Consider the following 12,499-nt stretch of genomic DNA (forward strand, 5'->3'; position numbering starts at 1 on the left):
CGCTGGTCAAAGGCTCTTCAGCATTTCGCCGACCTCGGCCTGAGCGGGAAACTTGTCGCCGAGTTTGGCCAATTCCGTCAGGAGGGGCTTGGCCTGCCCCTTGTCACCGGATTTCAGGTAGATCTTGGCCAGATTCAGCTTGAATATGGGATTCTGCGGCTGCAGGTCGACGGCTTTCTTCTGCCAATCGAGCGCCTTGGCCGGCTCGTTCTGGTCGAGCAGCAACATGGCCAGGGTGTCGATGAAGGCGGGCTGGTTGGGCATCAGCGCATTGGCCTTTTCAGCATAGCTCACGGCCTTGTCCTTCTTGAGCTGACCACTGACCCATGCCAGGTTGTTGAACGCGGCGGCATTGTCCGGCTGAATCTGAACCACTGCGCTATACAGTTTCTCGGCGGTGGCATAGTCCTTCTTAGACAGGGCCGTGTCTCCCTGGTAGAAGAGGAAGGCGACATCCTTCGGATGTTCCTTGATCCAATTGGCCGAGAATTTCTCCGCATCGGCCGTGCGTCCTGCGGCGACCATGGTGGCGTGGAGCTTCAATGCGGGCTCGACCGCACCGGTTTGTTTCAACCCGGTTTGGTAGGCGGCGATAGCTTCATCCCACTTCTTTGCGAAAGCGTAGCTGTCACCTTCGAGCAGGTAGCCGATGCTTTCTTTCGGCCGCTGGCGCTGGATGGTGCGTGCCGTGGTAACCGCCGCCTGGTAGTTGTTAGCACCGGCGTCCATCATGACAAGAGCGCGTTGCGCATCAAGGTAATCGGGCTTGAGCGACAAGGCCTTGTTCAGGCTCTGCCTTGCACTTTCCTTGTTCTTGTCGGCCATGTAGGCTTCGGCCAGTCGCATCTGAACCTGCGGAGCCTGCGGCTGCAGGGCGGCGGTCTTGGTGAATGTCGTGATGGCCTGGTTGACCTCGCCGCTCGCCAGCTGTGCACGACCCAAGGCATCGAGCAACTCAGGCTTGTCGGGAATCACGGACAGGGCACTTTGCGCGGCGGACACGGCTTGCTTGGAATCCCGATTGCGCAGCAGGTAGTCGATCAACAACAGTCTTGGCTGGACGTCACTGGGATTGGCATTGACCGCATTGGTAATGAGTCCCGCCACCTCATCCTTCGTCCCACCGGCGCGGGCGCGCAGTTCTGCCAGAGCCAACAGCGCCTGTCCGTTCTTTGGCTCCTTGGCCAGGACGTTCTCGAAGCGCGCCTTCGCCTGATCCGGCTTTTTGTCCGCCATGTCCAACGCCGCCAGGCTGGCAACCGCCGGAAAGTACGTGGGGCTGATTTTCAAGGCCGCTTCGAAGCTGTTGCGTGCCGCCGCGGTGTCCTTCATCGCCAACTGGGTCCTGCCGCGAAGGTTGGCCGCCAGCGGGCTCGCCGGTTGTTTCTTCTCTAGGCCGGCAATCGCCTTCAGGGCCTTGTCGTAGTCTTTCCGGCGCAGGTTGGCACTGATCAGCGCCAGATCCGCCGTCACGCCGGCATCCGAAGAAGCGATATTTTCAAGTTCCACGAACGCGGCGTTGGCATCACCCCCGATCAAGTGTGTCAATGCCAGCGAGGTGCGATTGCGGACGTCCTTCGGATTGAGCTTGGTCGCCTTGGCGAAAGCGTCCTCGGCCTTCTTGACGTCGCCATTCTGCAGGTAGACCTCACCAGCCAGCGACAGGAGGCTGGGGTCGGTATCGATCTTCGGCATGACAGGGGTCAACGTGGCCAGCGCCTTGTCCGGCTGACCGGTACGCAGATAGGTCATCGTCAGCAACCGTCGCGCGCTCAATGATTCCGGATTGGCCTGCACAACCTTGCTCAGGTACACCTCAGCCTGCAGGAAGGAATTCAGTTGGAACTCGATGGCGCCCGCGAGTTGCATCGTCTTCACATTCTCGGGCGCAATCTTCAGCAGTTGCAACACGAGTTCCCTGGCTGCCGGAAACTCCTTGTTCTGGTAGGCATACTGGGCCTCGAAATACTTGGTCTGCGGGTGTGCCGGCGCCACCTTCTTCAGTGCCTCGAGTTCCTTCTTGGCATCCTCGAGCTTGTTTTGTTGCAGCAGGATATTCAATACGCCCGCACGGCCGGTGAGATAGTCCGGCTTGATTTCGAAGGTCTTGCGGTATGCAGCGAGTGCCCCGTCCAGATCGCTCTTCGCAAAGACCAGAAAATCGCCCTTGAGTTTCCACACATCGGGATTTTGTGGCGCCTTTGCCGTCAAGTTGTCGATGAGTGTGGAGGCGCCTGCAAAGTCCTTGATCTCGACCTGGCTTCGCGCCTGGGCGATCATGGCGTTCACGTTCGACGGCTCGGCCGCCAGCGCGCTGTCCAATGCCGCTCGCGACTGTTCGGTCATGCCCTGCGCTGCGTAGGCATTGCTCAACACGATCAGGAAATCCGCCTTGGCAGCGGGTGCGGTCAGTTGGACCTTGCCCAGGTCATCGGTGATCTTGCGGAACTTGCCCTGCGCGGCCAGCGCTTTGGCCAGTGGTGGCACCACCTGGTCATCGGGGTACTTGAGGTCGCGTGCCTTGGCGAATTCGATTTCCGCAGCCGCGGCCTCTCCACTGTTGATCAAGGCCGTGCCAAGCAGGAAACGGGCCTCCGCGGAGTCCGGCTTCTTGAGCAGGAGGTTCTTGATCTGGATCGCGGCTGCCTTGTTGTCGTTCTTGGCCAGATATTCCTTGGCCGAAGACATGAGCTTGTCGGGATCGTCACCCCCGCAGGCGACGAGCAAAAGGGAGATCAGCAGCGCGGGGACGATTCTGGAGGCATTCATTTCGAGGATCTCTGAGAAAGGGGGTGGAGGCGGAACTGATTCACTTCAGCCCCAGTCGATGCATCAAGTCGTAGAGCGTCGGGCGACTCACGCCCAACAACTCGGCCGCCTTGGCGATGTTGCCATTGACACGCCCGAGGGCCGCAATGATCGCGTTTTTTTCCGCGTTGTCTCTGATCGCGCGCAAATCCAGTGAGTCGTCCATCTGGTCTTCGGTTGGCTGGTCGATACCGATGTCTTCCGCGGAAATCTGATTACCGTCGGCCATGATCACCGCGCGCCGCATGCAGTTTTCCAACTCCCGGATGTTGCCTGGCCAGCCATAGGATTCGATCGCGCGAACCGCGCCCTCGTTGAGATTCAAGGTGCCACGGTTTTGTTCCTGCACGAAGCGCCGCAGGAACGAATAGGCCAGCAGCGCGGCGTCACCCTTGCGCGCGCGAAGCGGTGGAATGTTGACGACGATCTCGGCCAATCGGTAATACAAGTCTTCGCGGAAGCGGCCTTCCTTGCTCAGAGCCTTGAGGTCCTGGTGAGTGGCACACACGATTCTCACGTCCACGGGAATTTCCTGGCGTCCGCCGACACGCTCGATGGTGCGCTCCTGGAGGAACCGCAGCAGTTTGGCTTGCAGGGTGAAAGGCAGATCGCCGATTTCGTCGAGCATCAACGTGCCGCCGTTGGCGGTTTCGATCTTGCCCAGTGTCATCTTGGCAGCGCCGGTGAAAGCACCCTTCTCGTAGCCGAACAACTCGCTTTCCAGCAGGTTCTCGGGGATGGCGGCGCAATTGATGGCAACGAATTTGCCGGACTTGCGCGGCGAAGCCTGGTGCAGGCCGCGCGCCAGCACTTCCTTGCCAGTCCCACTTTCGCCGAGAAGCATCACGGTGGCGGTGCTGTTGGCCACCTTTTCGATGGTGCGACAGATGCGCAGCATCTCCGGATCACGCGTGATCAGCCCAGACAGGGCATCGGGCTGATGCATCTCCTGCAGACGGCGGTTTTCCTTCTGCAGTTCGAACATGCGGAACGCGCGCTCGATCGTGAGATTCAGCAGTTCCGGCTCAAAGGGCTTGGCGAAGAAATCGTACGCCCCCAGGGCCACGGCACGCAGGGCGTTGGCCTGGTCGTTCTGGCCGGTCAGCACGATGACCTTGGTGTCGGGCTGCACCGAAATGATCTGCTCGAGCAACCGAAAGCCCTCGCTGACACCGTCGGCATCGGGTGGCAGGCCGAGATCCATGGTCACCACCGCAGGTGCGTGGCGGCGCAATTGCACCAACGCACTTTCGCGGTCGTTCGCGGTGACCGATTCGAATCGGTCGACCGACCACTTGATTTGTTTTTGCAGTGCTGGATCGTCTTCCACGATCAGCAGGGAACGCGTCGATTCAGAGGTCATGGCACGTCCAAAAGTTGCAGGTCGGAATGGGGTTGCAGATCGAAAAGAGGGAGAAGAATGGTGACCTGGGTCCCCTTGTTGAGTTCACTCTGAACCAAGATCTTCCCCCCTAATTCCTGCACGTACAAGAAGCTTTCGTAGGCACCGATGCCCATCCCGGCTTGTTTGGTGGTTTGAAACGGCTTGAACAGCCGTTCGCGAACGAATTCTTCGGACATCCCCTGACCGGTATCCTCGACGACGATGCGGGCCTGGCCACTCGCACGGTCCAGCGTCAACTGCACGAGGCCGCTGAGTTCGGTGGCATCGAAAGCGTTCTGCACCACGTGGCCTACGATACGCTCCAGACGTTCCTCATGGCCACGAGTCACGACACGTTCGCCGAGCTTGACCTCCAGATGCCGGCCCCTGCTCGTGGCCACGGCCGCGATGCGTTGGACGATGGCCGCCAGATCGACACCCACGGCCGTACCGGTCGGCGTGGCTCCCTCACGCAATTGAAGCATCAGCTGGCGCATCCTGTCCAACGAATTTTCCACGGTCATCAGCATGTCCTGCTGGAATTCGGGGTTGGCATGCAGGCGCTTGGCGTTCTTCAGCATCAGGGACAACTGGGTCACGATGTTCTTGAGATCGTGCACCACGAAGGCCGACATCCGGTTGAAGGCATCGAATTTCCGAACCTCGAGCAGTGCCTCGGTAGCCTGCATCTGCGACAGAAAACTCGCTGCCTGTCGGCCGGCCGTCTTGAGAAGATCGTTCACCTCCCAGTTCACGTCGATGTTGGCTCGCGCACTGGCCAGCACGACGAAGCCGATCATGTCGTGGCCCACGATCAGCGGCACGATCAGCCATGCCTGCGGCATCTGTTGCAGCCAGCCTGGCAAAGCCATGGCGCCGTAGCGCTGGGGATAGGACCGGTACTCGGCCAGATTGACCACCCAGCCGCTGCTGGCCAGGAACCGGCACAGCGGCGAATCGACCGGCTCGGTGTCGGTCGTCTCCGCGAGGTTGCGCCGCGCGGTCTGGCGGAACACGGTGCCGCCGCCGCTGCTCTTCATCCACAGCCCGCCGCCGGGGCTTTCCAGCATGTCGGCCAGGCCGCGCACCACCTGCTGTCCCATCTCCTCGGGTGAATTGTTGGTCGACAGCGTCTGCGTGAATTTGAGCCACTCTTCCCGGTAGTCGTAGCGGTAACGAAAAAAGTGCTTGCCGATCAGCACCCTGAATTTCGCCCGCACCGAGCCCGACAACGCCAGGATCATCAGTCCGACGATCGCCGAGAACACCAGGCCCAGCTGCAGCGCACGCCCCCACTCGCCACCAAAGTAGCGGACGTAGTAGCCGACGCCCGAAATGAACAACAGGTAGACACCGGCGGCGAATAGCGTGGCCGAATGGAACGCCGCCTTTTGCGAAATGCGTATCTTGGAGATCCAGTCGCGCCGCCGCGTCGTCGACAAGAAGATCAGCGGCACCATCAATGCATGCACCGCGCCCCGGATGCTCAGTGCATCGGCGTCAAGCTGGTTGAAAAGCACGGCCTGCGAATACAAGTACAGGTCGAACAGGAATGTGCCGGCCAAGCCAAGGCTCACCGGTTTCACGTTCCAGCGGGAATCGTCTGTGACATTGCGATATACCTGCTCGAGCAGCACCAAGGCAAAGACCGACAGCGACATCGCGCTCATGAGCAGGAGCCCCGACGCCTCGCCGAGCCATTTGATGTCGAACCACGCAAAACCCTGCACCACGAGCCCGAAGAGCAGCAGGATCACCGCAATCGCTGGCAGCGCGGCGATACCGGCAGGCAGTTTTTCACCCAGGTTCGGTCGGCACAGAACCAACATGAAACCAAACCAGCCCGCGTAACGCAGCAAATCGCCGACGCGACCGAGCATTAGCAGCCCCGGTTGTCCGCTCAACAGGAAAGCCATGTCGGCGCAGCCCCAGACGGCACTGGCAAAGACCGCAACCAGAAGGTAGACCGAAGATGCGCTTTGCGGCCTGCTCAGCCGCATCGTCCAGAAAAGCCGCAGCGCCAGCACAAGATACAGGCTGCCTGCGAACGCGTAGCTCCAGGCCGCCAGGACGACGTTTTCCCTATCCATCGCACAAGCACATGAAGACGAAGCAACCCATCACGCCGTGCCGGTGATGATTCAACGCGAACCCTTGGCCATGAGCACCACGCCAACGGTTTCAAAAAGAATCACGACGTCCAGAAACAGCGAATGGTTCTTGACGTAATAAAGGTCGTACTGCAGCTTCTCGGCCGAGTCTTCCAGCGTCGCGCCGTAATGGTATTTGACCTGCGCCCAGCCGGTGACACCCGGCTTGACGCTCTGGCGCACTGCGTAATAGGGAATCTGGCGCGTGAGCTGATCCACGAAGTAAGGTCGCTCCGGGCGCGGTCCCACCATGCTCATCGAACCGTTGAGCACACAGAACAATTGCGGCAGCTCGTCGATGCGCACCTTGCGGATGAAGCGTCCGACACGGGTCACGCGGTCGTCCTGCGCCGAAGCCCAGCGCGGCTTGCCGTCCTGCTCGGCATCGGTGCGCATGCTGCGGAACTTGACCACGTTGAACAACCGTCCGTTGAAGCCCACGCGCTCCTGGCGGTAGAAGATCGGCCCGCGGCTTTCCATCACGATGAATGCCATCGTCACCAGCATGATCGGCAGGGTCAGCAGGATCAACACGATGGCACTGCAGATGTCGAACAGACGCTTGACCACGGTGCGAAGCCCGTCCTGGCTGAAACCATCTCCGAAGATCAGCCAGCCCGCGTTCACCGAGTCGAGCCGGATCTGGCCCTTGGTTTTCTCGAAATGCGTGGCCACGTCCACCACCCGCACGCCATGCAGCTTGCAATCGAGCAATTCGCGCAGCGGCATGCTGCCGCCACGGCGCTCCATCAGCGCAACCACGATTTCATCGACCTCGAGCTCCAGCGCGGTGTCGGTCAGCGACTTGTGCTTGGACAGGATGCCCCACGCGGAAACCTCCGACTCGGCTTCGTTGGGACTGGCGTAATAGCCGACCACGTCCACGTGCGGATCTTCGTTTTTCAGCGTCTTGCCCACCAGCGCGGCGCGCGGGCCGGTGCCGAACACCAGCACGCGGTGGCGCATCATCGACTGCGGCGTGGAGTGCGCGACGTAGACGCGGTGAATCATCACCAACACGAAGCCGATCATGGCCGACATGGCGATCGATTCACGACTGGCCAGTGCGGTGGGAAACACGGCGAACACCAGGAAGGTCAACGGGATCGCCAGCACCAGCGACAGGATCGCGCGGGCCCGCGACTGGCTGATCGAGCGGTTGTGCACACGCTGGTAGAAACCCAGCGCGGTGTTGATCACCAACATGCCGAGTGACAACAGGCACGCATGCCCCACCAGCGAGACGGCCGATGCCCAATCTTCGCCGCGCCAGACGATGGCGGCCAAGACGGCGGCGATCACCAGACCCAAATCGAAGAAAACCTGCTGCAGCGTTCGTTTGTGCAGGTAGTGGTTGAAGATTTTGATCATGCGGAAGATCCGCCCCAGCCATGCACGGACACGCGCGCCGCCCCTAACACAGCCATGGCGCGGCCGGCTCTCCTGGCAGAGACCTCGACAAAATCAGCAAGGGCTTCGAATTCATAAAAAAAGATCATTGAATATCGTTGATTGCTTGTGTTCTTCTGACTGCCGTCGCCGCGTGGCGCACTGGACTCCGGGCGGCATCACGCAGCCCACCGGCCCAAGTCCCAAGCTTGCCATTATGACTTTTTTGATATTGCGACAAGGCGGCGAACCGGCGCGCTGCCGGCGTTTTCGGCTGTATTACACATTCACCGTTCGTATTTTTCTCACGCATGGAACCGCGGTGAAAGCAGGCCAAAAGATTGCATACAGACACTCGTGGAAACTGCGGCAGCCGCACGGCCGGCGAGGCGGCGGAGCGAGGAACGCCACAACTTGCGCATTTGCGCCACAATGTTTTGAGTTTCACCCGCTCAAGGACCCCCACGATGCCTGTCACCGCCAAGACCGCCCGCCACGCCTTCGCCGCCACCCGAAAGACCTTCAAGACCGCTTCGGGCAAGACCGGCATGTTCCATTCCCTGCCTGCGCTGGCGAAGCAGTTTCCCTCGGTGAAGCGCCTGCCGGTGTCGATGCGCATCGTGCTCGAATCGGTGCTGCGCAATTGCGACGGCCAACGTGTCACGCCGGAACATGTACAACAGGTGGCCAACTGGCAGCCGAACGCCGAGCGCACCGATGAAATCCCCTTCGTGGTGTCGCGCGTTGTGCTGCAGGATTTCACTGGCGTTCCGCTGCTGGCCGATCTGGCGGCCATGCGCAGCGTGGCGCTCAAGCTCGGCAAGAAGGTCGGCCGCATCGAGCCGCTGGTGCCGGTGGACCTGGTGGTCGACCACTCGATCATGGTCGACTACTACGGCACCAAGAACGCGCTCGACCTCAACATGAAACTCGAGTTCCAGCGCAACCGCGAGCGTTACGAATTCATGAAATGGGGCATGCAGGCGTTCGAGACCTTCGGCGTGGTGCCGCCGGGCTTCGGCATCGTGCACCAGGTGAACCTCGAATACCTGGCGCGCGGCGTGCACAAGACCGCGGATGGCATGTATTACCCCGACAGCCTGGTCGGCACCGACAGCCACACCACCATGATCAACGGCATCGGTGTCGTCGGCTGGGGCGTGGGCGGCATCGAGGCCGAAGCCGCGATGCTCGGCCAGCCGGTCTACATGCTGACGCCCGACGTGGTCGGCTTCGAACTCACCGGCCACCTGCGCGAGGGGGTGACCGCCACGGATCTGGTGCTCAGCGTCACCGAAATCCTGCGCCGCGAGAAAGTGGTGGGCAAGTTCGTCGAGTTCTTCGGCGAAGGCACGCGCACACTGGCCCTGCCCGACCGCGCCACCATCGGCAACATGGCACCCGAATACGGGGCGACCATGGGCTTCTTTCCGGTCGATGAAAAGACCATCGAATATTTCAAGGGCACCGGTCGCACCAAGGGCGAAATCGAGGCCTTCGAAGCCTACTTCCGCGCGCAGGGGCTGTTTGGCGTGCCCAAGGCCGGCGAGATCGACTATTCGCAGGTGGTGAAGCTCGACCTGGGCGACGTGACCCCCAGCCTGGCCGGCCCGAAGCGGCCGCAGGACCGCATCGAACTGGGCAATGTGGCCAGCAAGTTCACCTCGCTGTTCAGCCAGCCGATCGGGGAGAACGGCTTCAACCGCCCGGCCGCGCTGCTGCACACGCGCCACCACATCCATCAGGGCGATGAAGTCGAGTCCGCCGAGAAGGTGCCGGCCACGCCACCCACCCCGGCTGGCGCACCGCGTCCGGTCATGGAGATGGAAGGCAACAAGCCGACACTGGCCGCTGCCGTGTCGGAGGTGCAGCCTCCGCCCAGGAAAACACAGACGAACGACATCTCGATCGGCAACGGCGATGTGTTGATCGCCGCCATCACCAGCTGCACCAACACCTCGAACCCGAGCGTGCTGCTGGCTGCCGGCCTGCTGGCCAAGAAGGCTGTCGAGGCCGGGCTCAAGGTCAAGCCGCACATCAAGACCTCGCTGGCCCCTGGCTCGCGCATCGTCACCGAATACCTCACGCAGACAGGACTCCTGCCTTACCTCGAAAAACTCGGCTTCTCGCTCGCAGGCTACGGCTGCACGACCTGCATCGGCAACGCCGGCGACCTGACGCCCGAACTCAACGAGGTCATCACCAAGAACGACCTGGTCTGCGCCGCCGTGCTCAGCGGCAACCGCAACTTCGAGGCGCGCATCCACCCCAACCTGAAGGCCAATTTCCTGGCCAGCCCGCCGCTGGTCGTGGCCTACGCCATCGCCGGCACGGTGACGCGCGACCTGATGACGGAGCCCGTGGGCAAAGGCAAAGGCAAGGATGGGAAGTTGAGGGACGTCTACCTCGGCGACATCTGGCCGAGCAGCGACGAAATCTACAAACTCATGAAGTTCGCGATGAACGGCAAGGCCTTCCGCGAGAACTACGCCAAGGTCAAGACCGAGCCCGGCAAGCTGTGGGAAAAGATCAAGGGCGTGACCGGCGACGCCTACACCTGGCCGCACAGCACCTACATCGCCGAGCCGCCGTTCTTCAAGGACTTCGCGCTCGACCTGCCCGCCGTGCCCGCGGATGCGGCGCAGCAGGCCGTGTCGGTGCGCGGCGCCAGCATCATGGCGCTGTTCGGCGACTCGATCACCACCGACCACATCTCGCCGGCGGGCTCGATCAAGGAGAGTTCGCCCGCGGGCCAGTGGCTGCTGGCCAACGGGGTGATGAAGGCCGACTTCAACAGCTACGGCGCGCGCCGCGGCAACCACGACGTGATGATGCGCGGCACCTTCGCCAACGTGCGCATCAAGAACCTGATGATCCCGGCGGGCGCCGACGGCTCGCGCGAGGAAGGCGGCGTGACGCTGTTCCAGCCGGCCGCAGGCGACAAGTCCAAGCCGGAAAAGATGTTCATCTTCGACGCCGCGATGAAATACATCGCCGAAGGCCGGCCCACCGTCATCTTCGCGGGCGAGGAATACGGCACCGGCTCGTCGCGTGACTGGGCAGCCAAGGGCACGCAGCTGCTGGGCATCAAGGCCGTGGTGGCCAGGAGCTTCGAGCGCATCCACCGCAGCAACCTGGTCGGCATGGGCGTGCTGCCGCTGCAGTTCGTCGGCGGCGACAGCTGGCAGTCGCTCAAGCTCACGGGCCGCGAAACGATCGACGTGATCCCGGCGCCCGACCTCAAGCCGCAGAGCATGGCCAAGCTGGTCATCGTGCGCGAGGACGGCCAGCGCGAAGAAATCGAGGTGGTGCTGCGCATCGACACGCCGATCGAGGTCGATTACTACCGGCACGGCGGCATCCTGCCCTTCGTGCTGCGCCAGTTGCTCAACGACTGACACGTAGCGGCCACGTCGTGGCTGCTGTCGCGCGGCGCGAGCGCTCCAGGGACTCGCCGCCGCATCGAATGTAAAGCGCGGCAGAATTGCGCCCATGAGCAAGCAGGCGTTGATCGCAGGAGGAGGCATCGGTGGCATGGCCGCGGCGCTGGCCTGTCGCCGCGCGGGCTGGGAGGTGCGCCTGTTCGAACGCGCGGCGGTGTTCAGCGAAGTCGGCGCCGGCGTACAACTTGGCCCCAACGTGACCAGGCTGCTGCACGACTGGGGCCTGCAGGCCGCCCTCGCCCAGGCCGCGGCTTTCCCGAAACGGCTCCAGGTCTGCGACGCCGGCACGGGCCGTGAACTCGGTGCCTTGCGGCTCGGGCAGCACATGATCGACCGCTACGGCGCCCCCTATGCCACCGTGCACCGGGCCGACCTGCACGGCGTGCTTTACGCCGCCGTGCGGGGCGAGGCTGACGTGGCCCTGAACCTCAACCAGAGCCTGGCTCATTTCACCCAGACCGCGGACACGGTATGCGTCCGCGCCGCGCCCAGCCCAGCCGCACTCGACGCCGCGCCGCCGGACATCGAGGGCGATGTGCTGATCGGCGCCGACGGCCTGTGGAGTCCGGTGCGGCAATGGTTGCTCGGCGACGGTCTGCCGCGCGTCTCCGGGCACCTGGCCTACCGCGCACTGGTGCGGCAGGACAGCCTGCCGGCCGCGCTGCGCAGCCAGCAGGTCACCGTGTGGCTGAGCCCGCGGCTGCACGTCGTGCAATATCCGGTGCGCGGTGGCGACTGGCTCAACATCGTGGCCATCGCGCAGACGCGTCTGCCGGGTCCGGTGCAGAACCTCACGCCCGACCGGCTCGACCATTGGGACCACAGCGGCAACGCGGCCGAGCTGCAGGCGCTTCTGTCCAATGCCTGTGCGGCGCTGCAAGGCGTGGTGCGGGCCGTTCCGCAATGGCGGCTGTGGCTGCTTTGCGATCGCCCGCCCATGCGAGGCCCGCACCAGCACGCGCGTGGCCGTGTCGCGCTGCTTGGCGACGCCGCGCATCCGATGCGGCCCTACCTCGCGCAGGGCGCCGGCATGGCCATCGAGGATGCGGCCGAACTCGGACGCGCCCTCAGGCTCGCCACCGATCCGACCATCGGCGTGCCCGCCGCGCTCGGCCACTATGCGCTGAACCGCTGGCAGCGCAACGCGCGGGTCCAGGCCCGCGCCGAGCGCAACGGCCGCATCTTCCATGCCACCGGGCCGCTGCGCTGGGCGCGCAACACGGCCATGGGCGTGCTGGGCGAGCGGCTGCTCGACATGCCGTGGTTGTACGGCGCGCGCTGAATGCTATCGATTTGGAAGCTATCTACGCATGCTGCATCTGCGT

Annotated in this window: 6 protein-coding genes; 2 read left to right on the forward strand and 4 right to left on the reverse strand. The window is 62.8% G+C overall.

Features of this window, described 5'->3' with window-relative positions; genetic code table 11:
- Positions 1 to 6 precede the first annotated feature (6 nt).
- From prsT to RD110_RS21410, 4 genes are read right to left on the reverse strand one after another with little or no spacing between them, the layout of a single operon-like run.
- Positions 7 to 2,769, reverse strand: coding sequence for an XrtA/PEP-CTERM system TPR-repeat protein PrsT (gene prsT / locus RD110_RS21395; protein ID WP_076201848.1), 2,763 nt, complete (start codon positions 2,767 to 2,769; stop codon positions 7 to 9).
- 40 nt (positions 2,770 to 2,809) lie between these two features.
- Positions 2,810 to 4,171, reverse strand: coding sequence for a PEP-CTERM-box response regulator transcription factor (prsR, locus tag RD110_RS21400; protein WP_076201849.1), 1,362 nt, complete (start codon positions 4,169 to 4,171; stop codon positions 2,810 to 2,812).
- The gene (gene prsK, locus RD110_RS21405; RefSeq protein WP_076201851.1) at positions 4,168 to 6,282 is read right to left on the reverse strand and encodes an XrtA/PEP-CTERM system histidine kinase PrsK; all 2,115 of its coding nucleotides are present in this window, start codon (positions 6,280 to 6,282) and stop codon (positions 4,168 to 4,170) included. Before prsK ends, prsR begins: the two co-directional genes overlap by 4 nt.
- Positions 6,283 to 6,333: 51 nt before the next feature.
- On the reverse strand, positions 6,334 to 7,713 hold the full coding sequence (locus tag RD110_RS21410) for a TIGR03013 family XrtA/PEP-CTERM system glycosyltransferase (RefSeq protein ID WP_076201852.1): 1,380 nt from the start codon (positions 7,711 to 7,713) through the stop codon (positions 6,334 to 6,336).
- 485 nt (positions 7,714 to 8,198) lie between these two features.
- Between RD110_RS21410 and RD110_RS21415 the strand changes: the two genes are divergently transcribed.
- Both RD110_RS21415 and RD110_RS21420 read left to right on the forward strand, forming a co-directional pair.
- Entirely contained in the window at positions 8,199 to 11,129 is a 2,931-nt protein-coding gene (locus tag RD110_RS21415) for an aconitate hydratase (RefSeq protein ID WP_076201854.1), read from the forward strand.
- Between the two features lie 94 nt (positions 11,130 to 11,223).
- Positions 11,224 to 12,456 (forward strand): FAD-dependent monooxygenase, encoded by a 1,233-nt coding sequence (locus RD110_RS21420; RefSeq protein WP_076201856.1) that lies wholly within the window; start codon positions 11,224 to 11,226, stop codon positions 12,454 to 12,456.
- The last annotated feature ends 43 nt before the right edge of the window (positions 12,457 to 12,499 follow it).

The sequence above is a fragment of the Rhodoferax koreense genome (genome assembly GCF_001955695.1).
GTDB classification, from domain to species: domain Bacteria; phylum Pseudomonadota; class Gammaproteobacteria; order Burkholderiales; family Burkholderiaceae_C; genus Rhodoferax_B; species Rhodoferax_B koreensis.

Coding starts and splice junctions, on each gene's coding strand:
- prsR (WP_076201849.1), bottom strand. CDS start 4,171: ATGACCTCTGAATCGACGCGTTCCCTGCTGATCGTGGAAGACGATCCA.
- RD110_RS21415 (WP_076201854.1), top strand. CDS start 8,199: ATGCCTGTCACCGCCAAGACCGCCCGCCACGCCTTCGCCGCCACCCGA.
- RD110_RS21420 (WP_076201856.1), top strand. CDS start 11,224: ATGAGCAAGCAGGCGTTGATCGCAGGAGGAGGCATCGGTGGCATGGCC.
- RD110_RS21410 (WP_076201852.1), bottom strand. CDS start 7,713: ATGATCAAAATCTTCAACCACTACCTGCACAAACGAACGCTGCAGCAG.
- prsK (WP_076201851.1), bottom strand. CDS start 6,282: ATGGATAGGGAAAACGTCGTCCTGGCGGCCTGGAGCTACGCGTTCGCA.
- prsT (WP_076201848.1), bottom strand. CDS start 2,769: ATGAATGCCTCCAGAATCGTCCCCGCGCTGCTGATCTCCCTTTTGCTC.